General features: G+C 67.8%; 17 protein-coding genes and 2 tRNA genes. 13 read left to right on the forward strand and 6 right to left on the reverse strand.

The window, feature by feature from the left end; all coding sequences use genetic code 11:
* Positions 1–13: 13 nt before the first annotated feature.
* Complete coding sequence (locus L5G33_RS01305; RefSeq protein ID WP_236996331.1) at positions 14–1,114, reverse strand: alcohol dehydrogenase catalytic domain-containing protein; 1,101 nt, start codon at positions 1,112–1,114, stop codon at positions 14–16.
* 106 nt (positions 1,115–1,220) lie between these two features.
* On the opposite strand from L5G33_RS01305, the gene L5G33_RS01310 reads away from it, so the two are divergent.
* The 7 genes from L5G33_RS01310 to L5G33_RS01340 all read left to right on the forward strand — a co-directional run bounded on the left by L5G33_RS01310 (position 1,221) and on the right by L5G33_RS01340 (position 12,982).
* On the forward strand, positions 1,221–4,541 hold the full coding sequence (locus L5G33_RS01310; RefSeq protein ID WP_236996634.1) for an ATP-dependent helicase: 3,321 nt from the start codon (positions 1,221–1,223) through the stop codon (positions 4,539–4,541).
* Positions 4,534–7,950, forward strand: coding sequence for an ATP-dependent helicase (locus L5G33_RS01315; RefSeq protein ID WP_236996332.1), 3,417 nt, complete (start codon positions 4,534–4,536; stop codon positions 7,948–7,950). The genes L5G33_RS01310 and L5G33_RS01315 overlap by 8 nt, the downstream gene beginning before the upstream one ends.
* Before the next feature lie 9 nt (positions 7,951–7,959).
* Positions 7,960–9,018, forward strand: a complete 1,059-nt coding sequence (locus L5G33_RS01320; protein ID WP_236996333.1) for a potassium channel family protein — start codon at positions 7,960–7,962, stop codon at positions 9,016–9,018.
* The gene (gene nudC, locus L5G33_RS01325; RefSeq protein WP_236996334.1) at positions 9,018–9,923 is read left to right on the forward strand and encodes an NAD(+) diphosphatase; all 906 of its coding nucleotides are present in this window, start codon (positions 9,018–9,020) and stop codon (positions 9,921–9,923) included. Before L5G33_RS01320 ends, nudC begins: the two co-directional genes overlap by 1 nt.
* 50 nt (positions 9,924–9,973) lie before the next feature.
* Positions 9,974–10,231, forward strand: coding sequence for a mycoredoxin (locus L5G33_RS01330; protein WP_236996335.1), 258 nt, complete (start codon positions 9,974–9,976; stop codon positions 10,229–10,231).
* Positions 10,232–10,315: 84 nt separating this feature from the next.
* Complete coding sequence (locus L5G33_RS01335) at positions 10,316–12,313, forward strand: ATP-dependent helicase (RefSeq protein ID WP_236996336.1); 1,998 nt, start codon at positions 10,316–10,318, stop codon at positions 12,311–12,313.
* A gap of 390 nt (positions 12,314–12,703) precedes the next feature.
* A complete protein-coding gene (locus tag L5G33_RS01340; RefSeq protein WP_236996337.1) occupies positions 12,704–12,982 on the forward strand; it encodes a WhiB family transcriptional regulator in 279 nt (92 codons plus the stop codon).
* 180 nt (positions 12,983–13,162) lie between these two features.
* On the opposite strand, the gene L5G33_RS01345 is transcribed toward L5G33_RS01340, so the two are convergent.
* The 3 genes from L5G33_RS01345 to L5G33_RS01355 are packed head-to-tail and all read right to left on the reverse strand — an operon-like array spanning position 13,163 to position 16,773.
* Entirely contained in the window at positions 13,163–14,476 is a 1,314-nt protein-coding gene (locus tag L5G33_RS01345) for an ABC1 kinase family protein (protein ID WP_236996338.1), read from the reverse strand.
* A gap of 57 nt (positions 14,477–14,533) precedes the next feature.
* Complete coding sequence (locus L5G33_RS01350) at positions 14,534–15,349, reverse strand: hypothetical protein (RefSeq protein ID WP_236996339.1); 816 nt, start codon at positions 15,347–15,349, stop codon at positions 14,534–14,536.
* Positions 15,350–15,408: 59 nt separating this feature from the next.
* A complete protein-coding gene (locus L5G33_RS01355) occupies positions 15,409–16,773 on the reverse strand; it encodes a zinc-dependent metalloprotease (RefSeq protein ID WP_236996340.1) in 1,365 nt (454 codons plus the stop codon).
* 71 nt (positions 16,774–16,844) lie between these two features.
* On the opposite strand from L5G33_RS01355, the gene L5G33_RS01360 reads away from it, so the two are divergent.
* Positions 16,845–17,897 carry a YlbL family protein gene (locus L5G33_RS01360; protein WP_236996341.1) on the forward strand — a complete coding sequence of 351 codons (1,053 nt, stop codon included), beginning with the start codon at positions 16,845–16,847 and terminating at the stop codon, positions 17,895–17,897.
* A 9-nt stretch (positions 17,898–17,906) separates the two neighbouring features.
* On the opposite strand, the gene L5G33_RS01365 is transcribed toward L5G33_RS01360, so the two are convergent.
* Complete coding sequence (locus L5G33_RS01365) at positions 17,907–18,476, reverse strand: PPA1309 family protein (RefSeq protein ID WP_236996342.1); 570 nt, start codon at positions 18,474–18,476, stop codon at positions 17,907–17,909.
* A 137-nt stretch (positions 18,477–18,613) separates the two neighbouring features.
* Here L5G33_RS01365 and L5G33_RS01370 point away from each other — a divergent pair, with 137 nt between their 5' ends.
* A complete protein-coding gene (locus L5G33_RS01370) occupies positions 18,614–21,595 on the forward strand; it encodes a UPF0182 family protein (protein WP_236996343.1) in 2,982 nt (993 codons plus the stop codon).
* A gap of 78 nt (positions 21,596–21,673) precedes the next feature.
* Here the strand turns inward: L5G33_RS01370 and L5G33_RS01375 are convergent, their stop codons facing one another.
* Positions 21,674–21,964, reverse strand: coding sequence for a hypothetical protein (locus L5G33_RS01375; RefSeq protein WP_236996344.1), 291 nt, complete (start codon positions 21,962–21,964; stop codon positions 21,674–21,676).
* A gap of 195 nt (positions 21,965–22,159) precedes the next feature.
* Between L5G33_RS01375 and L5G33_RS01380 the strand changes: the two genes are divergently transcribed.
* The 4 genes from L5G33_RS01380 (at position 22,160) to L5G33_RS01395 (ending at position 24,673) form a co-directional block, all read left to right on the forward strand.
* Entirely contained in the window at positions 22,160–23,407 is a 1,248-nt protein-coding gene (locus tag L5G33_RS01380; protein WP_236996345.1) for an MCE family protein, read from the forward strand.
* A gap of 105 nt (positions 23,408–23,512) precedes the next feature.
* Positions 23,513–23,586 (forward strand) — tRNA-Met (locus tag L5G33_RS01385).
* A 163-nt stretch (positions 23,587–23,749) separates the two neighbouring features.
* Positions 23,750–23,823, forward strand: a tRNA-Met gene (locus tag L5G33_RS01390).
* A gap of 157 nt (positions 23,824–23,980) precedes the next feature.
* Complete coding sequence (locus L5G33_RS01395; RefSeq protein ID WP_236996346.1) at positions 23,981–24,673, forward strand: hypothetical protein; 693 nt, start codon at positions 23,981–23,983, stop codon at positions 24,671–24,673.
* Positions 24,674–24,678 lie beyond the last annotated feature (5 nt).

Here is a 24,678-nt window from a genome sequence, read left to right on the forward strand (position 1 = left end):
CGCTATCGGGTGCTCAGAACTCAATGATCTGCCGGACCTCGCGGCCCGCGACGAGCGCGTCCATCGCCTCGTTGACGTCGTCCAAGCCGATCCGCGAGGTGATGAGCTTCTCGAGTGGGAGGCGCCCGGCGCGCCACAGTTCGACGTAGCGCGGGATGTCGCGCGAGGGCACCGCCGACCCGAGATAGCTCCCGATCACCGTGCGGGCCTCGGCGACCAGGCCGAGCGGCGAGATCGTCGCACGGGCGGACGGCGACGGGAGCCCGACGGTGACGGTCGTCCCGCCGACGGCGGTCGCGGCCACCGCGGTCTCGAAGGCACGCGCGTTGCCTGCGGCCTCGACCACGATGTCGGCGCGGAAGTCGCCCAGTTCGGCTGGCGTCAACGTCTGCGTCGCGCCCAGCTCACGCGCCAGGGCGAGCTTCTCGGGAACCGAATCGACCGCTATGACGTCGCCGCCGGTCGCCAGCGACGTGGCGACGAGGAGAGCAGCCATGCCGACGCCGCCGAGACCGACCACCATGACCGAGTCGGACTCCTGCGGCGGTGCCGCGTTCAACAGCGCGCCGCCGCCGGTGAGCACCGCGCACCCGAGGACCGCGGCGACAGCTGGCGGCAGATCGTCGTCGACGGGCACAACCGAACGACGGTCGACCACCGCGTATGAAGCGAATCCAGACACGCCGAGATGGTGGGCGACCGGCGCATCGCCACGGTGTAGACGAGTGCCACCGGCTAGGAGAACGCCCTCGTTGTTGGCCGCCGAACCGACCACGCACGGGGTGCGCCCCTCGGTCCGGCAGCCCGCACAGTCGCCGCAGCGCGGCAGGAACGTCATCACCACCCGGCGGCCGATCAGGGCGGAGTCCTCACCGGAACCGACCGCTTCGACGATGCCCGCGGCTTCGTGGCCCAGCAGCATCGGCGTCGGCCGCACCCGGTTGCCGTCGACGACGGACAGATCCGAATGGCACAGTCCAGCGGCCTCGATGCGGACCAGTAGTTCGCCGGGCTCAGGTGCGGCCAGATCCAGTTCGGAGACAGACAACGGGCGAGAGTCCGCGTACGGGGTCGGGCGTCCGATGTCTTCGAGTACAGCTCCGCGGATCATCATGGGGACGAGTGTAGGTCCCGGCGCCGACAAGCCGGCCGGCCTCGAGGCGCGCACGTTCGGCCAGCACGCATCCGCCCTGTCGGAGGCGCGTGGTTCGATGTTGTGCATGGCCCGCCCGAACACGCGACTCGTCACCGCGCCGACCGATGTCGGCCCGGTCGAACGTGTGTGGCCCGAGCGTGCGCGTGCCCTGATCGACGGGCCGCACATCACCGATTCGGCGCGCCCGTGGCACCCGTACCGGGTCCACGGCGGTCCGGGCACCGGCAAGACCGCACTGCTCGTCGACACCGCCGTCGCGCGCCTGCTCGACCCGACCGTCGACCCCGAATCCGTGCTCGTACTCGCCGCGAACCGGCGGGCGGCCACCGCCTTGCGCGACGAGATCACCCGACGCGTGCTGTCCGCGGGCGGCCGGCTCGGCGGCGCGCTGCGCGAACCGCTGGTTCGCACCGTCCACTCGTACGCGTTCGCGGTCCTCCGGTTGCAGGCTCAGGCGCACGGCAATCCGCCGCCCCGACTGGTCACCGGATCCGAACAAGACGTTGTCCTGCGCGAACTGCTGGCAGGCGACGTCGAAGACGGCGCCGGCTACTGGCCCGCGTCTTTGCGTCCGGCACTGACCACGAACGGGTTCGCGCAGGCGCTGCGCGACCTCCTGATGCGAGCCGCCGAGCGCGGTCTCGGCCCCGAAGACCTCGCCGAGCTCGGACGCCGCCATCGCAAACCGGAGTGGGTGGCCGCCGCCCACGCGTACCGACAGTACGAGCAGGGCATGCTGTTACGCGGAGCCGTCGGCCTCGACGCTCCGCTCGCGAGCGCGACCGCCGTCGACGCCGCCGAACTGATCGGTTCAGCGCTGTCGGCGTTCGCGATCGACGCGGAACTGCTCGCCGCCCAACGCCAACGCATCCGCCACCTGCTCGTCGACGACGCACAGCACCTCGACCCGCAGGCGGCCCGCCTCGTCGAAGCGCTCGGCACCGGAGCAGATTCGGTGGTGGTCGCCGCCGACACCGACCAGTCCGTGTTCGGGTTTCGTGGCGCGAGCCCGCGCTTCGCCGACGGACTCGCCGCCGACGGCGGCCGCGATGTGGTGCTCGACGTCGACCATCGGAGCCGGGAGCGGATCAACACGGTGACGCGAGCCTTGACTGCCCGACTGCCGGGGGCACGGCCGCACCCGGCGGCCGCGGCGATCCCGAGCCGGTTCGACGACACAGGCCACGCCACGGTGCGAGTGTTCTCCTCGGACGCGAAGGAAGCGACCGCTGTCGCCGACATGATGCGTCGTGCCCACCTGTTCGACGGCGTCCCGTGGTCGCAGATGGCGGTGATCGTCCGGTCGGTGCCGCGCGCCCTGCCCGCGCTGCGTCGCGCGTTCTCGTCGGCCGGTGTGCCGATGGCGACACCGACGAGCGATGTGCCGATCCATCAGCAACGGGCCGTGCAGGCGTTCACCTTGGCTCTGCGTCTCGCGGCGGGTGACGCCGTCGACGGCGACGAGGCGATCGCGCTCTTCTCCGGTCCGGTCGGATCGGCCGATCCCGCGCAACTGCGGCGCCTACGGCGCGGCGTGCGGCGCATCGACGAAGCCGCAGGCGTCGACCGTGACTCGCTGACCTCCCTCGGGCTGGCGCTCACCTCCGAGGACGTCGCCGCCGAGTATCTGGATTCGATGACCGACTTCGAAGGCCTGCCGCTCAAGCAGGTCACGAAGGTGGTCGGGGCCGCTCGGCGCGCCGATCAGGCTGGTGTCGGTGTCGAGGAGACCCTGTGGCGGGCCTGGCAGGCGAGCGGTCTGGAACGGCGCTGGCGCGCCCGGTCGTTGCGTGGCGGACGCATCGGCGACCAGGCCGACCGCGACCTCGACGCGATGCTCGCCATGTTCGAGGCCGCCGGATCGTTCACCGACAACCTGCCGTCCGCGTCGCTGCGCGGATTCGTCGACTACCTCGGACAGTTACAGATCCCGCGGTCCTCGCGCGTCGCGGTCGCCGCGTCCGACACCGTCGCCGTCCTGTCCGCGCACGCCGCGTCCGGCCGGGAGTGGGAGGTCGTCGCAGTGCCGGGCGTCCTCGACGGACTGTGGCCGTCGCTGCGCAGCCGCGGCAGCATTCTGCACACGCCCGCGCTGCTCGACCTGCTCGACGGTGTCGACGCGGACGCTCTCGACACGATCTCCCGCGGTTCGGTGATGCTCGCCGACGAACGTCGACTCCTGCTCGTCGCGTGCTCGCGCGCGCGGTCGCAACTGCTGGTGACCGCGGTGGAAGACGGCACCGGCGACGCGTCGCCGTCCCGCTTCGTTCCGGAGATCGCCGACGCCCTCGGCGGCTACGGTGACGAGTCGGTTCGCGGCGACCAGACAGACGACTCGGCCGACGAGGTGCCGCTCGACCCGGGGGTCGACCGCGTGCTGTCGTTGCCGTCGCTGGTCGCCGACCTGCGCGCCGCCGTCGTCACCGGAGCCGAAACCGTCCTCGCCGGCGACGTCGAGACACCGGACGAACGGACGGCGTCCGCCGCCTCGCTGCTCGCGCGGTTGGCGCAGGCCGGTGTTCCGGGTGCCGACCCAGCCGAATGGTTCGGCCTCGTCGGACCCAGCACCGACGAGCCGCTGTGGACGCCAGAACGGGGAGCCCGGTCGTTGTCGCCGTCGAACGTCGAAGCGCTCACCAGATGCTCACTGCGCTGGATGATGGAACGCCACGGCGGGCGCGACGGCGACGCCGAGCAAGCCGTCACCGGCACGCTGGTGCACACCCTCGTGCAGGCCGTCGCAGGCGCGATGGACCCCGACCAGGTCAGCGCAGCCCTCCACGAGGTGTGGGGTCGCGTCGCGTCGCCCGCACAGTGGTATTCGGCGCGCGAACTCGAACGTGCCGAAGCGATGCTCACCCACTTCCGCGACTGGCTGCGGGCCTCGCGCGCAGAACTGTCCGAGGCGGGCGTCGAAGTGGAACTGTCCGCCGACCTGCCGCAGGACCGGCCCGACGACATGGCCGTCCGACTCGTGGGCCGGATCGACCGACTGGAGACCGACGAGTCGGGCCGACCCGTGATCGTCGACGTGAAGACCGGTAAGACCGTCATCAGCGTCGCCGACGCGCACGAGCATCCGCAGCTCGCCGCCTACCAACTCGCGCTGATGCTCGGCGGGGTCGACGGAGTGTCCGCGACGGAGCCGGGCGGCGGTCGCCTGGTCTACGTGAACTCGGCGAACAAGAAGACCGGGGCCGCCGAACGGCTGCAGCCGCCGCTGACCTCCGACCAGGTCGACGAGTGGATCGGCGTGGTCCGCCGCGCCGCCGCATCGAGCGTCGGCCCGGTCTTCGAAGCGACCCCGAACTCCGGGTGCGGGCACTGCTCGCTGCACGCCGCCTGCCCGGCGCAACTGCGTGGAAAGGCGGTCACCGATGACTGACCGGTCGCGAATCGGGGCCCGCTCGATCGCTGCGGCGCTCGGGCTGCCGCCGCCGACCGACGAGCAGGTCGACGTCATCGAAGCGCCGATGGAACCGATGCTCGTCGTCGCGGGGGCCGGCGCGGGCAAGACGGAGACCATGGCGTCCCGCGTGGTGTGGCTTGTCGCCAACCAGCTCGTCGGACCCGAGGAGATCCTCGGCCTGACGTTCACGCGGAAGGCGGCCAGCGAGCTCGCCGCACGCATCCGCCGCCGACTCGCGATGCTCGCAGGCAGTCCGGCCCTCCTCGAATGGGATCCGGGCGGCACGCTAGCGAGCAGGCTGCGCAGCGCGGACGCCGAAGTCAGCACGTACCACGCCTACGCCGGACGACTCATCGCCGACTACGGGCTGCTCCTGCCGGTGGAGCCCACGTCGACGCTGCTCAGCGAGACCGAACTGTGGCAGCTCGCGTTCTCCGTCGTCACCTCGTGGCCCGGTGAACTGACCACGACCAAGGTGCCGTCATCGGTGACCGAGGCCGTCCTCCGCCTCTACTCAGAGATGGCCGAACACCTCGTCGACGTCGACGAGGTGCGGGCCGCGGGCCAAGACCTGTACCAGCTGATCGATACCCTGCCCAAAGGTGCGCGGCAGAAGGACGAGCCGAGCAAGAAGCTGCGCGACTACCAGGCCGTCATCGACGAACGACGCGAACTAATCCCGCTCGTCGTCGCGCTCGGCGAGGCCATGACCGCACAGGGCGCACTCGACTTCGGCAGCCAGATGTCGCTCGCCGCACGGCTCGTCGCCACCCATCCGGAAGTGGTGTCCGCCGAACGGTCCGGGATCCGCGCAGTCCTCCTCGACGAATACCAGGACACCGGGCACTCCCAACGCATCCTCCTGTCGACGCTGTTCGGCGGCGTCCAACCGACCGGGACGCCCGCGATCGCGGTGACTGCCGTCGGCGACCCGATTCAATCGATCTACGGCTGGCGTGGCGCGTCGGCAGCCAACCTTCCGCGGTTCGCGCTCGACTTCCCCCGCAACGACGGGACGGGCGCGCACCGGCGCGAACTGTTGACGAGCTGGCGCAACTGTCGTGCCGCGCTCCACCTCGCCAACGAGACCTCCGAAGAACTCCGTCGCCGCGGCGTCCCCGTCAGCGTGCTCCGCGCCCGCCCGGATGCACCCGACGGCACCGTCCGACTCGCGTTGACCGAGACTGTCGTCGCCGAACGCGAATGGATCGCCGACCGGATCGAGGACCACTACCGGAGCGCCGAACGCGAGCAGACGGCCCCGCCGACCACCGCGATCCTGGTGCGGCGGAACGAAGACTCGGCGCCGCTCGCCGCCGAACTCGAACGACGAGGCATTCCCGCCGAAGTCGTCGGCATCGGCGGACTGCTGCACGTCCCGGAGATCACCGACATCGTCGCCACACTCCGACTGATGGCCGACCCGATGGCCGGAACCGCGGCCATGCGACTACTGACCGGAGCCCGCTGGCAGCTCGGCGCCGCCGACCTCGCCGCCCTGTGGCGGCGCGCCCGCGAACTCGCCGCCGGAGCCGCTGCGCCGACCACGGGGGCGGTCACTACCCCCGACGCTCTCGGCGTCGCGCTTGACGCGGCCCTGCCCGGGGAAGCCGTCGACTCGGCCGGACTGTGCGACGCCCTCGCCGACCCGGGGCCGGCAGGCAGATACAGCGCGGCAGGCCACGAACGCATCGTGACCTTCGGGAAACAGTTGGAGGCTCTCCGTCGACGGATCGGCCAGCCACTGCCCGAACTCGTCGCCGACGTCGAACAGACCATCGGAGTCGCCGTCGAAGCGCAGATCCGGGCGCGACGCATGCGCGGCCGCATCACCGGCCGTGAACACCTCGACGCGTTCGCCGACTATGTGACCCACTACGCCGAACGCTCCGGCGCCACCCTGCCGGGGCTGCTCGCCTTCCTGGACACTGCCGAAGCCGTCGAGAAGGGGCTCGAAGCCGGACGCGTCGAGGTCGCCGAAGAACGCGTCCAGATCCTCACCGTCCACGCAGCCAAAGGCCTCGAATGGGACGTGGTCGCGCTGCCGCACGTCGCCGATCGGATCTTCCCGAGCGGCAAAGCCGAGACCACCTGGCTCGGGTCGGCCCGCGAACTTCCGGCAGCGCTGCGCGGTGACCTCGCCGTCGAACCGGGCGGCGAAGGCTACCCGCCGATCGACCTGGCGGGTCTCGCCGACCGCAAAGAACTTGAGGCCGCGATCGACGACCACAAGGCCGCCGTCGGCGAACGCCGCCTCGACGAGGACCGACGACTCCTCTACGTGGCACTGACCCGCGCCAAACACACCCTGCTCGTGTCGGCCCACCACTGGTCCGAAACCGGGGACAAGCCGCGAGGCGGATCGCCGTTCTACACCGAGCTCGCCGAGCACGTCGCAGGCGCAGCCGACGGGGTTTCCGGAGTCGACCCTGCAGCCTTCTCGATCGATGTCGACGCCCCCGACCCGGAGCCAGGCGACGCCAACCCGCTCATCGAACAACAAGTCGCTGTCGCCTGGCCCGTCGACCGGCTCGGCGACCGCCGCGCGCCCATGACGGCCGCAGCCGACCTCGTCGCGTCGGCGCGCTCCGCCCACGGACTGTTCACCGTCGACGACGCGCCGACCGACGACCCCGACATCCTCGCCTGGCGCGACGAAGTCAGCGTCCTCCTCGACGAACACGCGAGCGAGCGCGACCCCGTCGTCGACGTCGCACTGCCCGGCCACCTCTCGGTGAGCGAACTCGTCGAACTCGACACCGACGAACAGGCGTTCGCCGCGCGACTGCGTCGACCCGTCCCGTTCCGGCCCAACCCGCTCGCGCGGCGTGGCACCGCGTTCCACGCGTGGCTCGAACGCCGGTTCGGCGCCACCCGACTCCTCGACATGGACGAACTTCCGGGTGCCGCCGACGCCGCGACCGGTGACGTCGCCGACGACGACCTCGCCGTCCTCCGGGAGAGGTTCCTCGCCTCGCCGTGGGCCGACCGGACACCCGTTGACGTCGAAGTAGGTTTCGAGACCGTCATCGGCGAGACCGTCGTCCGCGGCCGGATGGACGCCGTGTTCCGCGACGGCGACGGTTGGCTCGTCGTCGACTGGAAGACTGGAGCCATCCCCGAACCGGCTAAACGCGCGTCGCTGTTCGTGCAGCTCGCCGCCTATCGGGTCGCGTGGGCGCAGCTCGCCGACGTCGACCTCGACCAGGTGCGCGCCGCGTTCGTGTACGTCCGGCACGGCTTCACCCTCGAACCCGACGTGCTGCCGGACGCCGACCGACTCGCCGAGATGCTCGCCGGACACTCCCAGACCGCCCAGCCCCAGGCCGTCCAGCCCCAGACCAGCAGACCGTCGACGTCCGTGCCGCCGGGCTCGATGCAGTAGCCTCAGCCTGTGCGCAAACGACTGCGTCGCAGAGGCGGCCTGGTAGACGAGCCCGACTACGCGCTCGTCGGCGTCGTCCGGATCCCGGAGCTCGAACAGAGCCCGGCGCGGGCGATCGGCAAACGCATCCTGTGGGCGCTCATCGCGCTCTTCGTCTGCTCCGTCGTCGTCTACCTCGACCGCGGCGGGTACCGGGACGCGAAAGGCACCGCGCTCAGCTACCTCGATGCGCTCTACTATTCGGCGGTCACCCTGTCGACCACCGGATACGGCGACGTCACGCCGGTCACCGAGTCCGCGCGACTGGTGAACGTCATCTTCATCACGCCGCTCCGCGTGCTGTTCCTGATCGTGCTCATCGGTACGACCCTGGAAGTGCTCACCGAACGGTCCCGGCAGGCCATCAAGATCCAGAACTGGAGGAACCGCGTGCGTAACCACACGATCGTCGTCGGCTACGGCACCAAGGGACGCACCGCCGTCGACGCGGTCATCGCGGACGGGGGCAAGCCCGCCGAGATCGTCGTCGTCGATAACGACACCGCGGCGCTCGAAGCCGCGGCCGCCCACGGCCTGGTCACCGTCCGCGGCGACGCCACCAAGTCGGACGTCCTGCGATTGGCGGGTGTCCAGTACGCGGCCGCGATCGTCATCGCCGCCAATCGCGACGACACCGCGGTCCTCGCCACGCTCACCGCCCGTGAGATCAACCCGCGCGCCAAGATCGTCGCATCGATCCGAGAAGCCGAGAACACGCACCTGATGCGTCAGTCGGGCGCGAACTCCGTCGTCGTCTCCTCCGAGACCGCCGGACGTCTCCTCGGCATCGCGACCATCACACCGTCGGTCGTTGAAGTCGTCGAAGATCTCCTCAGCCCCGAAGAGGGCTACGCGATCGCCGAACGCGAAGTGGAGCCCGCCGAATCCGGCGGTTCGCCTGCACACACCAAAGACCTCGTCCTCGGCGTGGTCCGCGAAGGCAAGCTGTACCGGGTCGGCGACCCCGAAGTCGAGGCGATCGAGGTGGGCGACCGACTCCTTTACGTCCGGCAGGGAGGCCCCGCCTGATGGCGACGTTCGAACTCATCGAACCCCCGATGCTGGCGCGCGCCGCATTCGACCGCGCCGACCAGATCCGCAAACATCCCGACCGACTCGCCCGAGCATGGGTCGGAGCCGCAGTGCTCCACGTCGACCACCAGGGTCGCTACCCGGTGGACGCCGACGGCGCCATCGCCTGGCAGTACGCCGACGGCGACCAGCCGCCCGCACACGCCGTGTTCCTCGGCGACGCCGACGGCTACCGGTGGGCTGTCCGAGTCGACCACGTGGCGGGCGACCACGCCGACCCCCGCACCGGCGCACACCGCCTGTCGCACGACGACGCCGGGCTCCTCGCCACCGCTATCGGCATGCTCAACTGGCATCGGGCCGCCGGACATTCGCCCGTCGACGGTTCGACGACCGCCCCGGCGCAAGGCGGCTGGCTGATGCGCAACGACGCAGGAGTCGACGAGTTCCCGCGCACCGACCCAGCCGTCATCATGGTGATCCACGACGGAGCCGACCACGTCCTCCTCGGCAGGCAGACCGTGTGGCCCGACAAATGGTTCTCCACACTCGCCGGCTTCGTCGAACCCGGCGAGTCCCTGGAACAGTGCGTGCGACGTGAAGCCCTCGAAGAAGCAGGCATCACCGTGCACGATCCGCGATACCTCGGCTCCCAGCCGTGGCCCTTCCCGCGGTCGCTCATGTGCGGTTTCGAAGCCGTCGGCGATCCCGCCGAGCCGATCGAACTCCGCGACGGCGAACTCGGCGATGCTCGATGGTTCCACCGCGACGACGTGCTCGCCGCACTCGACCGCAACGCCGACTGGGGAGCCGACGACCCCGACACCCGACTGATGGTGCCCGGATCGATCTCGATCGCCCGCAGCCTCATCGAATCGTGGGCACACGCGCCGCGCGCGTGAGGGTGCCCCGAAGTGGTGAGATCCGCCCGCGATGTGCTGGGATTGACCGTATGAGCGACGCGACGAACCCCGCACTGACCCTGTACACCACCACCTGGTGCCCGTTCTGCAACCGACTCAAAGCCGGACTGGACCGCAACGACGTCGACTACACCGAGATCGACATCGAAGCCAACCCCGACGCGGCCGAATTCGTCGGCTCCGTCAACGGCGGCAATCACGTCGTGCCGACCGCACTGTACGGTGACGGGTCGACGGCGACGAATCCCGCTGTCGGCGAAGTGATGTCGAAGCTGGGGTTGATGTAGGCGGACCACTCGCTCCGTTCGCGCTCGCGCGTCGGCCAGCCGAGAGTTGTCGGGGGCGTGTGAGAGTGTCGGGATGTGGCGGTGATGGCAGAGACTCGGACGAGCGCACTGGACGGACTGGACCCCGAGCAGCGTGCGGCGGTGACGGCGCCCCGGGGCCCGGTGTGCGTGCTCGCCGGGGCGGGCACCGGTAAGACCAGGACCATCACGCGGCGGATCGCTCACCTCATCGAGTCGGGACAGGTGAATCCAACCCAAGTGCTGGCGGTGACGTTCACGGCGCGGGCCGCGGCCGAGATGCGTGAGCGACTCGCGGGCCTCGGGGTGTCCGGTCCTGGCGGGACGGTCGTCGCCCAGACCTTCCACGCCGCAGCATTGCGCCAACTCCGGTACTTCTGGCCCCGCGTCATGGGGTCGGCCCGGTGGGAGCTCCTCGACAACAAGTTTCGGCTCGTCTCTCGTGTCGCGCGGGATGCAGGCCTCGACTCGGCCGACCGCGATCTGATCCGTGATCTGGCGTCGGAGATCGAATGGGCGAAGTCGTCGAACATCGGGCCCGCCGACTTTCCCGCGGCAGCGGCCGATGGCCACCGCGACCTGCCGACCGATGCGCGGACGGTCGCCGAAGTGTTCGCTGCTTATGAGGACGCGAAGGTGTCGCCGGACGGCGACCGACTCCTCGACTTCGAAGACCTCATCATTTACACGACGATGATCCTGCAGGCCGAGCCGTCGATCGCCGAAGAGTTCCGGACACGCTATCGGAGTTTCGTCGTCGACGAATATCAGGACGTCACGCCCATCCAACAGAATCTGCTCGACGCGTGGCTGGGGGAGCGCGACGACCTCACGGTGGTCGGCGACGCCAACCAGACGATCTACAGTTTCACCGGCGCGACCCCGGACTACCTGCTCGACTTCACCCGCCGCTTCCCGGAGGCCACCCTCGTCCGTCTGCAACGCGACTACCGTTCCACACCCGAAGTGGTTGACCTGGCGAATCGGGTGATCGGCAACGCCGTCGGCCGTATCGCGGGAACACGGCTGCAGCTCGTCGGTCAACGTGCGTCCGGGCCGACGCCGGTGTTCTCCGAGAACGAGGACGCCGCAAGCGAAGTCGTGTGCGTCGTCGCCGAGTGCAAGAAGCTGCTGCGCGCCGGTGTGCCCGCGACGGAAATCGCGATCCTGTACCGGGTCAACGCGCAATCCCAGCAGTACGAGGAAGCGTTGTCTGAGGCCGGCATCGAATACCAGGTACGCGGCGATCAAGGGTTCTTCGCGCGGCCCGAGATCGTCGCCGCCATGCGCCGACTCACGACGCTCGCCGAAGGTCCACCGCCGCCGATGACGGTGATCGACGCCGTACGTCACGTGCTCGCCCCCGTCGGGCTCACTGAAGCCGAGCCGGCGGGCGCCAACGCGAAAGCCCGGTGGCAGCAGCTGTTGCGTCTCGTCGAGATCGTCGAAGGCATCGCAGCCGAGCGACCGTCCGCTGACTTCCCGACAGTCGTCAAAGAGCTCGACAATCGGTCGAAGTCACGGCATGCGCTCGTCGTCGACGGGGTCACCCTGTCGTCGATGCACGCCGCCAAGGGGCTCGAATGGGATGCGGTGTTCCTCACCGGGCTCCACGAGGGGTCGGTCCCGCTGGGACGGGCGACCGGCAGCCGCGAGGAGATCGAAGAGGAACGTCGCCTGTTCTACGTCGGGGTGACGCGGGCACGCGAGAACCTGCATCTGTCGTGGAGTCTGTCGCGCGGCGACGGACGCCGCTCGTCCCGTAGACGTTCCCAGTTCCTCGACGGGCTGCTCCCGTCGTCGTCGGCCGCCCGGCTCGACGAGATTCGCGAGGAACCGGACCGCAACGTGGTCAAAGCGTTGACGGCGTGGCGCGCCGACTACGCGAAACGACAAGACATCGCACCGGTCAACGTGATGAGCACGATGATGATCCGGCGGATCGCGACGGAACTCCCGACCGGCCTCGACGAGTTGGCCGCGGTCCGCGGCTTCGGAGCCGAACGGACCGACGTCATCGGAGCCGAAGTCCTCGCCGTCGTCGACGACGGTCTCTTCGGCTGACCAGAAGTCGGCAAAACCGCAGGTAGAAAATAGGTTGTGCGAGTCTGAGCTCGCGCATAGAGTAGTCCGAGTAAGTGACACGCCCATCTCGGCGTGTGGTGGAGACGAAGACGGAAGGGAGTTGCGCGAAATGATCAAGAACACCTGGCATGTGGCACCAGACGCCGCTGCAGCAGCAGGAGCTGTCGCGCGAGCGCGCCGGCGATTCCCCGTACCCCGTCTCGGCTGTCGACAGCCGTTCCGAACCACCTAGTCACCAGCTAGCACGGAACCGACGAGGCCACGGCGAATCGCGATAAGCGAACCGTGGCCTTACTCGTTCGTCGATCGAGTCGGCCGGGGTTCACATCGAGAACACCCGTTCATCACCAGATGAGAAAGCCCGACTTCATGAGTACCCCAATGCTGTCGCCGAACTCGGCCCGGCGAAAAGCCATCGAACTGCCCTGCCAGAGCGCCGAAGCCGATCTGTGGTTCGCAGAACAACCCGGCCACCTCGAACAGGCCAAGGCACTCTGCCAGGAGTGCCCGCTCCGTGTGCAGTGCCTCGAGGTCGCACTTGAGAACGCCGAACCGTGGGGCGTCTGGGGCGGAGAGATCTTCTCCGGCGGCGCCGTCGTCGCCCGCAAGCGTCCCCGTGGCCGCCCACGCAAGAACCCGGTCGCGTGACGCTCTGCCGCGCACGTCTCACAGAACCTACACCGCTCAGGCCGAGCACCGCGCTATACCGTGCTGTTCGTCCTGAGCGGTGTCGGTTGACGAATGCCGCCGATAAAACGCGGCCGGGGCAAGGCGCTAGAGACCGACACCGCGCCCCTGCCTCTCAATCAGGAAACAGCGGGACGAGGCTCAAGCGATGCCTGGCACCCATTCCGCCATGATCGCGCGGTACGGCGCCTCGGCGTTGAGCTGGGCGGCGATACCGACACAGCCGATGAGGACACGGAACACCATGACGTACTCGCGGGGGACGTTGAGGTTGCGCGAGGTCTTGTATACGTCGCCCGTGAGGTCGGTGGCCTGGCCGGCAGCGCGCTGAAGCCAGTTGCGGGTGAAGTGGAAGGTGTCGTTGTAGAGCGGGTCGACGTACGGCTGCAGATAATTCGCGAGATCGTCGGCGGTCACCCGGTCGGCGTGGGACGCACGGATGAAGTCGTGCTCGACCATGAGGTCGCGCAACTCGTCGTACTTCTTGTCGCGGGCCAACGCGAGGATCTGGCCAGTCTGTGCGGGAAGGCCGTCCGGATAGTGGCCGATCGCTCCGAAGTCCAGGATTCCGAACCTGCCGTCGTCGAGGACGAAGAAGTTGCCTGGGTGCGGATCACCGTGGAGGAGTCCGACGCGCGACGGCGAACTGACTTCGAAGGTCGTCATCTTGGTCGCGGCAGCGTTGCGTTCCTCCTGGGTGCCGTCGGTGATGATCTTCGACAGCCGCTTACCGTCGACCCACTCGGAGACGATGACCTTCGGTGCGCTGGCGACGACCTTCGGGACCACGAAATCGGGGTCGCCGTCGAAGGCTTTCGCGAACGCGCGCTGGTTGTCGGCTTCGGAGATGTAGTCGAGCTCGTCCTCCGTACGGTCGATGAGCTCGTCGAACATGGATTTGACGTCGGTACCGGGCGACAACTTCTGGATGAGACCCGACATGCGGCTCAACGTCTTCAGGTCGGCTTTGAGCGCGTGGTCGGCGCCCGGGTACTGGACCTTGACGGCGACGGCGCGCCCGTCCTTCCACACACCCTTGTGGACCTGGCCGATGCTGGCGGACGCGGCGGGCTCGTCGTCGAAGGAGACGAATCGTTCGCGCCATTTGGTGCCGAGCTGTTGGTCGAGGACCTTGTGGACGGTGGCGGTTGGCATCGGCGGAGCCTCGGCCTGCAGTTTCGTCAACGCTTCACGGAATGGTTCGCCGAACTCGTCGGGGATCGCCGCTTCCATGATCGACAGGGCTTGGCCGACTTTCATCGCGCCGCCCTTCAATTCGCCGAGGACCGAGAACAGTTGTTCCGCGGTCTTGCTCATGAGTTCGGCGTTGACTTCGTCCCTGCTCCGACCGGTCATACGCTTGCCGAATCCGCCGACGGCACGACCGGCCATACCCAGTGGCAGCGATGCCAGTTTCGCGTTACGACGGCCTTGGCCGCGAGTGATGTCGCTCATGGTGTCCTTTCGCCGCCTCTGAGGATAGTGGACGGCCCGGAATTGGGATCAGGTGAGCTATGCAACAACGCACATACACCGCGAGTGCGGGGTCACAGCGTGCGAGGACAGCCGTGCCGGGTGGTCGGAGAATTCGAACGTTCGACCGACGCAGGCAGGTGTCGCGCGGGCCGACACCGCGGTGATCTCCTCGATCTGCGAGCACGCGACGGCGACGGTCGCCGCGAGGACGGCGGACGAAGCGTAGCCCGCGATCGCGTTCATCGACGCGGCGAGGACCGGCCACTGCGGATCGAGGTCGGCGCGGTACAGGTCGACGCACCGCAGGCACGCCGACGTGCCCGGCAGGACGAGCGGGCCGACGATCCCGACACCGTCACGGAGGTGCACGCTCAGATGCGGTGTCGCCGACGCCATCAGGGTAGTGACGAGGATCGGGTCGGGGACCGGCTGGTCGGCGACGACGACGAGTCCGGCGCCGTCGGCGGTGCCGTGGACCTTGACGCCCGCACTCTTCAACGACACCGACAGGGCCGTCGCGACGTCACCGGAGCCGAGGACGTGCACGGGCATGATCCTCGGTGGCGTGACGACGGCAGCCTTACCCGCGGCGACGAGCCGGTCGACCATCGCGCGGAACGACGCTGCGTCGAGTCCTGCGGCGCGTACCCGTTTGGCGATGTCTCGGTAACGGACCGGGACGCGCAGTGCCTGAAGGAGGTCGGCGACGGCGCGCGGATCGGTTCCAGGTGTCAGGGCGAGCACGATCGCCGATCGCGGATCGCATCCGACGTGCACCCCGGAGTCGCCGCGCGCCAGCACCGGTATTCCCGGCACGAGAACCGGCAGTGTCAGTTCGCCCCCCGACGTCATAGCCTCACGATGTCACCGTGGCACTGTTCCGTCGAGGATGAATTCCACAGGCGCTACCGTCAGGCGTCGTCTTCGTCGCCGCGTTCCCCGGTGTCCCCGCGCTCCTTCTTCTCCTTGGCGATGGTCCGCTCGAGTTCGGCGATCGGGTCGTCGAACGACGAGGTGCCGCCGCCGATGACACTGTCGATGAACCCGGCGGGGGAATCGATGTCGTCGGAGTCGGGCATCAGGTCGGGGTGGCCCCACACACCGTCGCGCACGGTGACGTCGGATGCCTCGGTGAGCTTGCGCCACAGATCGGCGGCCTCCCGGAGCTTGCGCGGACGAAGGTCCAAACCGATGAGGGTCGCGAATGTCTGCTCGGCGGGACCGCCGGTCGCGCGGCGGCGGCGCATCGTCTCGGTGAGGGCCGAGGTGCTGGGGATACGGTCGCCGAGGGCCGCGGAGACGACGGTCTCCACCCAGCCTTCGACGAGGGCGAGGAGCGTCTCGAGTCGGTTGAGCGCAGCCTGCTGATCGGGGGTGGTCTTCGGCTCGAATGCCGCAGCCGAACCCATCAGCTGTTCCATCTTCTCGGGGTCGGTGAACAGTTCCTGCGGGTCGATGCCCTGTGCGAGGTCCTGCATGCCGGAGAAGTCGATGCTGATGCCGCGCGCGTACTGCTCGACGGTCGCCAGCAGCCGCTGCTTGAGCCACGGCACGTGCGTGAAGAGGCGGACGTGCGCGGCTTCGCGGGCCGCGAGGAACACGATGATCTCCTGTGCTGGGAGATCGAGGCCCTCGGAGAAGCGGGCGACCGCTTCGGGCAGCAGCACACCGGTGTTGTCGGGTGCGAGGGGCAAGCCGATGTCGGTGGACGTCAGCACGCCCTTCGCGAGCGTTCCGAGGCCCTGCCCGAGCTGGCTGCCGTACATGCTGCCGGACAGTTGGCTGAGCATGCCGAGCATCGGCCCGGCCATCGTGCGAGCCTCTTCGGGGAGGTTGTCGGTCATGCCGCGCGCCATCTGTTCGGCGACCGGGTCGCACAGTGTGCGCCACGTCGGCATGGAGTTCTCCAACCAGTCGACGGGCGTCCACGCCGCGGTGGTCGTGATGCCTGCGGGCAGTGTGGTCTGCTCGTCGAGCCACACCTCGGCGAGTCGGACGGCGTCGGCGACGGCGGACGCCTCCTTGTCGACCATCGGAGTGAAGTCGCCGATCTGCTGGCGCGCGAGGTTCGCCGCGACCTCGTAGTTGACGGGACCGGACTGGGCTCCGCCGCCAGCGCCCGAACCCATTCCGCTGAACATGGTGCCGAGCTGGTTGAACAGCTGTCCAAGCATATTGGGATCGAAACCGCCTGCCGCACCCGGATTCTGGGCCTTGTCATCACGGTCGTCGTCGTTGTCGCCGTGCGACGAGAACCCGAAGGGGAGATCGTTCATGCCTCCACGGTACCGTTCGTCGAGCGCCTCCCGCCGGGCTCGGCGCAGCGCGCTCGATTACCCTGGGCCAGATGACGAGCAACCCCAACCGCCGACGGATCATCACCATCTATGTGGCGGTCATTCTGTTGGCCGCGTTCATCGCCGTCGGAATGTTCGTCCGGGTCCCGTACGTCTCACTCGGCCCCGGTCCCACCGTCAACACCCTCGGCACTGTGGAGACCGATGCCGGACCCGAACGGGTGGTAAAGGTAGCCGGCGCCGTGGATCCGAACCCGAAGGGCAACTTGAACCTGACGACGGTGTCGTTGCTCGACGGTCTCACCCTGTTCCAGGCGTTGGGCAAGTGGCTGTCGCCGTCGGCTGAGCTGCAACCGCGCGAGTCGTACTACAAGCCGGGCACGAGCGAGGAAGAAGTACGTCAGGAGAATCTCGCGCAGATGTCGACCAGCGAGGACGATGCGACCCTGGCCGCCTTCAACTACCTGAACAAGCCGACTGCGATCGGGGTGAAGGAGATCGCCGACAAGGGGCCAGCGTCGACGGTGCTCGCCGCAGGCGACCGAGTCAAGTCGATCGACGGCACCGCCGTCACGACGATGGCCGACGTGGCGCACGTTCTAGCCGAGCACAAGCCAGGCGACACCGTCGACGTCGTATTCCTGCGTGGAACAGCCGAGGAGACCGCGAAGGTCACGTTGGCGAAGCGGCCGGACGACCCCGCCAAGGCGTACCTCGGCATCACCATGCGGTCGGTGCCCGCGGATCCGTCTCTCGACGTCACGTTCGACGTCGGCGACATCGGGGGGCCGTCGGCAGGCACCATGATGACCTTGTCGATCATCGACCAGATGACGCCCGGCGATCTGTCGCACGGCGAGTTCGTCGCAGGCACCGGCACCATCGATCCGAATGGGACTGTCGGCGAGATCGGCGGTATCGACCACAAGATCCGCGCAGCGAAAGAGGCGGGTGCGACGGTGTTCCTGGTGCCCGCAGGCAACTGCTCGCTCGCCGAGTCGAAGGCTCCGGACGGTATCGAACTGGTCAAGATCGAGACGCTCGGCGGCGCGGTCGACGCGCTGAAGACGCTCGGCACAGACAAGCCGCGCCCGCACTGCTAGCCGAGGCGTTCAGAACGTCGAGGCGAGCGCTTCCAACACGTTCGGCGCAAGGGTCGGGTGAGTCCGCAGATCGGCCTCGACGGAGCGGTCCTCGCCGTCGCGGGCGCGCAAGGACAGCAGTGCGACGCGCTGACCGCTGCGCAGCACCCCCGCGATGAGGCGAGCGTCCCGACGTTCCGGATGTGACTTCGCGGCTTCGCGCGCGGCGGCGTCTGCGGCGTCCGGGTCGGCGAGCAGCGGTTCGAAGGCCTCGTCGAGCGTCGACTCGGCCTCCGGCGGCAGGACCGTGATCTCGGTGACGACGGCGCAGCCGACCACCGCGTCGGGCCAACTGACCGCGGTCAGGAGTGATTCGAGGTCACCGTCGCCGGACTCCTGGACGACCGGACTCAACGCCGAATCGTCGTCGTCGTCCACCAGGCCCGGTGCCTGTTGGGCAAGGACCGCAGTCGGGACGAGTGCGAACAGGGTGGCGGGCGAACCCCACTCGCTCGCGGCGGCGTAGCCGGCGCACTGGGCGAGGGCGTTGCCGAGATCGGCTTGGGAGAAACGCTGGGGAGAGTCGGATCCGAAAGTCACGACGCCATTGTCACAGGAGACCCGGGCTTCGTGAAGCCGGACGTCGTCGTGTCGGCCGGATTCGACCGGATCAGTAGGGTAGGGGATGAGCCGGTGCCTGCTCCGGCGGTGGCCTCAATGAAACAGGAGAACTCAACGTGGTTGGTACACGCGGTCCGATCGGACGACCGACGCTGTCGCGGAGATCGAAAATACTGATCGGAATCGGTGTCGCACTGCTGCTGATCCTGCTGATCGGGCCTCGCCTGGTCGCGATCATTACCGACTGGCTCTGGTACTCGGACCTCGGATACTCGGGCGTCATGTCGACGATGGTGTGGACTCGAGTCATCTCGTTCTTCGTCGCCGCGCTGGTCGTCGGCGGCATCGTGTTCGCAGGCGTCTATGTCGCATACCGGGGTCGGCCCGACTTCGTCCCGATGGCGGGGCCCGCCGATCCGCTCGAACGCTATCGGGCGGTCGCGGGTCGGAAGCCGTGGCTCACCGCGTTGATCCCGGCGATTCTGCTCGGGCTCATCGGGGGACTCGTGGCGCAGGCGTCGTGGGCGACGATCCAGATGTTCATCCACGGCGAGTCGTTCGGTGAGACTGATCCGCAGTTCGGTATGGACATCGGCTTCTACGCCTTCACGCTGCCGTTCGTCCGGTTGATCCTCAACCTGGCGTTCGTCGCGGTCGGCGTCGCCTTCATCGGCAACCTGTTGACCCACTACGTGTTCGGCGGCATCCGCCTGGGCGGCGGCGGGCGGCGAGGCGTGGTGTCGCGCACCGCACGCATCCAGTTGGCGGTCATCGTCGGAATCTTCATCCTGCTCAAGGCGGTCGCCTACTGGCTCGACCGGTACGACCTGCTCAGCAGCGATCGACGCGGTGACATCTTCACCGGCGGCACCTACACCGACATCAATGTCGTGATGCCGTCGAAGTTGATCCTGATGGCCATCGCCATCGTGTGCGCGCTCGCATTCTTCGCGTCGATCTTTTTGCGCGACTTGCGGATCCCGGCGATGGCGACTGTCCTGATGCTGTTGGCGGCGTTGGTCATCGGTGTCATCTGGCCTGCCGCGATGGAGCAGTTCTCGGTGAAGCCGAGTGCTGCGAGCAAGGAAGCCGAGTACATCGAACGGAACATCGACGCGACGACGTCGGCCTACCGGGTCCGTTCCGGAAAAGACGTCGAATACGAGTCGAACTGGACGCGTGATCCGGCGAACCCGGCCGCGGTGAACGGCGACGTCTCGACGCTCTCGAACATCCGAGTGCTCGACCCTGCCGTCGTGTCCCGCTCGTTCGTGCAGCGCCAGTCGCTGCGCAACTTCTACGGATTCCCGAGCCAGCTCGCCGTGGACCGGTACATGGTGGCCGACGACGGCAGCCAGCAGAAGGAGATGCGGGACTTCATCGTCGCCGCGCGTGAGCTCGACCCGTCGCGCTTCAACGAGGGCCAGCAGAACTGGATCAACAAGCACACGGTGTACACGCACGGCAACGGGTTCATCGCCGCGCCGGCGAACACGGTGGACGCGCCGCCGAAGGACGCGGCGAGTTCGGACAGCGGCGGGCTCCCCAAGTTCTATGTCTCCGACCTGGACACGATCAACAAACCCGACTACAAGTCGGCGCCCATCCAGGTGAAGCAGCCGCGCATCTACTTCGGCGAACTCATCTCCAACGTCGACCCGGATTACGCGATCGTCGGTTCCAAGGACGGGGAGAAGACCGAGTACGACCAGGAGGGCGTCCGGTACACGTACGGCGGCGACGGCGGTGTCGCACTCAGCAACATCGGTACCCGGCTGCTGTACGCGATCAAGTACGGCGAGCGGAACTTTGTCCTGTCGGACGCGATCAACGACAACTCGCGCATCCTCTACGACCGCGACCCGCGGGACCGCGTGTCGAAGGTCGCTCCGTGGCTGACCACCGATTCGAAGACGTATCCGGCGGTCATGGCCGACGGATCGATCAAGTGGATCGTCGACGGCTACACGACGTTGAAGAACTACCCGTACGCGCAGCGGATGGCGTTGGCCGACGCGACGACCGATTCGCGGGCGCAGAACGCGGGCGAGTCGGGCAGGACTCAGGCCGACAAGGACGTCTCGTACGTCCGGAACTCGGTGAAGGCCACCGTCGACGCCTACACGGGGAAAGTCGAGCTCTACCAGTTCGACGAGAACGATCCGGTCCTGAAGACCTGGATGAAGGCGTTCCCGGGAACGGTGAAGCCGCGTTCGGAATTGAACAAGCAGCCGGACCTGCTCAGCCACCTGCGGTACCCGGAGGACTTGTTCAAGTTGCAGCGCGAACTGCTGACGAAATACCACGTAAGCAATCCGTCGGACTTCTACCAGGCGAACAACTTCTGGTCCGTGCCGAATGATCCGACCGCGGACGACAGCAACCTGCCGCAGCCGCCGTACTACTTCACGGCGGCCAACCCGGACGGGAGTGGCAAACCGTCGTTCCAGTTAACGTCGGTGACGACGCCGCTCCGACGGCAGAACCTCGCCGCCTACATCACGGCGGCGTCCGACCCGGCCGACTACGGCAAGCTGACGGTGCTGACCACGCCGACGGACTCGCAGACGGTCGGTCCGCGACAGGTGCAGGAAGCGATGAAGAACGCCGTCGCACGCGATATCACGCTCGTCGCGGGCTCGGTCAACGTCATCTACGGCAACTTGTTGACCCTGCCGGTCGGCAAGAACGGCGTGTTGTACGTCCAGCCGTTGTACACCGAGTCGAAGGCCGGCGACTCCGCCATGCCGAAGGTGTTCCGGATGTTGACGTACTACAAGGCTCCGGACGGGCAGGTCGAGATCGGGGCTGCGCCCACCATCGGTGAAGCGTTGATGCAGTCGGGGATCGATCCGCGTCTGGCCACCGAGCCGGAAGCCGAGCGCGGGGACGGTGACGAGGAGCAGGGACAGACGGGCCAGTCGGTGCCGTCGACGCCCACACCGTCCGACGCCCCCGACGACGCGGCAGTCACCGAACTCCGTCGAGCTGTGGATCAGATGACGCAGGCCGAGAAGAGCGGCGACCTCGCGCAGATCGGTGAGGCACTGAAGAATCTGAAGGAGGCGTTGGCGAAGTACCCCCAAGCCGGGAACTGACGCCGGCGCACCGCGCGCGAACGACGGCGCCCGCTCCGAGGCTCTCGGAGCGGGCGCCGTCTTCCGTCTCCAGGGAACTCAGCGAACCTTCGACAGATAGCGTTCGATCTCGGACGGTGTGTTGTCCGGCATGACCGGCGAGTGGTGGAGGTGGGCGGTCAGGTATCGGAAGATGATCGCAGTGGACACCAGGCAGCCCAACGCGAGCACACCGTAGGTGATGTTCAAAGTCCGGTTCTCAGGCAGGCCGGCCAGTGTGATGACCCACAGTGCCGAGAGGGCACCGCCGATGAGCAGTAGACCGAACGCGATCAGGCTCATCGGATGATTTCCGTGCGGTTCGCGGTGGTGGATATCAGAGTTGGACATGTCGCCTCCTGCTGTGCGTGGGCCGTTCGTCCGGTCCAGGTGGATCTCACCATACCTCGAATGTGAATCTGATCACATCAATGTGTGTTGTGATCGTTGCTCACGCGGTCGATTCGGGAGTAGTCCGCAGTGGGCGCGGACGCCTAGACTTCACTGGTCGGATGGTCGGGTTCCGGCACTACGAGAAAGGCCTCCATGCCACCGCTCAGTCGTCTGGTGAAGATCCAGTTGGTCGTCGTCCTCCTCGTCGGCATCGTCGCCGCGATCTATGGCGGGATCCGCTATGCGCGAATGGACGAAGCGGTCGGCGTCGGCGTCTACCGCGTCAAGCTGCAGATGAACGATGCGGGCGGCATCTTCCCCGAAGCTGAAGTCACCTACCGTGGCGTGGCGGCCGGACGGGTCCGGGACATGGAGATGACGGCGGACGGCATCGAGGTGACGATGGTGATGGATTCCGGCGCCGCGAAGATCCCCGAGTCCGCGGCGGCCGTCGTCGCGAACCGGTCGGCGATCGGCGAGCAGTTCATCGACCTCCAGCCCGCCTCCGACACGGGGCCGTACCTGCACGACGGCTCGGTGATCGACGACATCAGGTACCCGCCGAAGCTCGACGAGGTTCTCGCGTCAGCCATCACGCTGACCGATACGGTGCCCGTCGACGCGCTGCGCACCACCGTCACCGAACTCGGCAAGGCGTTCGACGGCCAGGGCGAGAATCTGAGCCGACTCATCGACTCGCTCGACAAACTGTCGAAGACGGGCGTGGAGAACCTCGACGACACCATCGGGCTCATCACGAACGCGAACCCCGTCCTGGCGACGCAGGCCGAGCAGTCCGACCAGATCCTCGAATGGTCCAAGAGCCTGGACCTCGTCGCCGCGACCTTGGAGTCGTCCGACCCGGCGCTACGGCGGATCCTGACCGACGGCCCGCGCGCGGCGAGCGCGCTGACGCACTTCCTCGACACCAACGGTGAGGACGCGACGACCCTGATCCACCAACTGGGGTCGACTGTGCACGAGATCGCGCCGACGTCGTTCTCGACCGGCATGACGTTCGCGATGCTGTCGTCGCTGTCGGCGAGCAGCCATACGACGTCGTCCGGGGGTGGCCAGATCAAGTTCGGGATCGTGCTGGAGACCGGCAATCCGGCGAGTTGCACGCGCGGCTACGAGAGCACGCAGAAGATGCTCGACGAGATCAAGCGCAAAGACCCGGATTTCGACATCAACTACGACGACTTCCCGTTCAACACGAAGGCGGCCTGCGCAGTCGAGACCGGCAATCCGACGGCGGTGCGTGGCGCCAACAACGCCGACCTGTCGAATCCGGAGTTCGTCCAACCGTGGGATGACAAGCCCAAGGCCGACCCCGACAAGCTGAACCTCAACCCGATCGCCACTCAGCTCGCCGGTCTGATGGGCGTGCGCCAGCGCTGAGCGAGGTGGGGCGGTTGATCGGCCGCCCCGTAGGTGTCGTCAGTCACGCTGTCGGCCAATTGATTTGCCTCTGCTGTTCACCGCTGTGTAACGTGGCAGGCGCAGCGCGGGGTGGAGCAGCTCGGTAGCTCGCTGGGCTCATAACCCAGAGGTCGTAGGTTCAAATCCTGCCCCCGCTACTAGGAAAGACCTTCTGGTCAGGTATTGATTACCGGCCAGGAGGTCTTTCGCATTTCCTGGGGGCGTGCGGCGTGAACCGGAGCCCACGGCGCAGCCTCGAACATCCGGGCGGATTTCGGGCAGGGGCGGGTGGTGCGGTACGATAATGATGCAAGAAGGCGACGCGGGGTGGAGCAGCTCGGTAGCTCGCTGGGCTCATAACCCAGAGGTCGTAGGTTCAAATCCTGCCCCCGCTACTAAAGGAAGACCCGCACCGGAGACGGTGCGGGTCTTCTTCTTTCTCGTGTCCGGTCGCGCGCATGGTCCGGCGACGCTGCCGCTGTGGCCTTTAACCCGCCGCTGTCGTAGGCGCGCCGTACATTCGGTGCGAGTCGGCGATACGGGGGTGTCGAGATGTCAGCAGCGCTGGAACCGGAGCCGGAGTGGCAGCTGGAGTGGGACGAGGGCGCGGTGGGGCGGGCGATCACGCCGATCCGCCTACGGTCCTACCGGGTGGCAGCGCGTGGTGACCTGCACGGGGCGCTGCGGTTGTACGACTGGAACGCCGTCGCGTCGGCCGCTGTTCTGGTGACCGTCGCGATGGTCGAGGTGATCGTACGCAACGCGATGGACTCGCAGCTGACGGCGTGGGCCGCGCGCCGCGGCGAGGGCTCCTGGTTCGACACGATCCCAGTCGACGGTCGAGCGCTCGCCGACCTGGAACGCGCGTGCCGTGCGGCCGAGTCGTCGACCGGCGGGAACGACTTCCATGGAAAGGCGGTCGCCGAACTCGGCTTCGGATTCTGGCGGTGCCTGGTGGCCCAGCGATATCTGACGCCGCTGTGGGTGCCCGCCTTGAACCAGGCGTTCCCGAACGGCTACCGCGACATCCGGGAACGACGTCTCCGAGTGGAACGCAACCTCGCCGGGCTTGTCACCGTCCGAAACCGGGCCGCGCATCACGAACCGATCCACTGTCGCGACCTGCTGGCCGACCTGCGCGCAGCGGTCGAGGTCGCGACATGGGTCGACGTCGACGCCGGCGCGTGGGTGGCGGCGCGGTCGCCGCTGGAGAACGTCGTCAGACGACGCCCGCGAACTGCATGACATCA

It is taken from the genome of Gordonia liuliyuniae, from assembly GCF_021738805.1.
GTDB lineage: Bacteria > Actinomycetota > Actinomycetes > Mycobacteriales > Mycobacteriaceae > Gordonia > Gordonia liuliyuniae.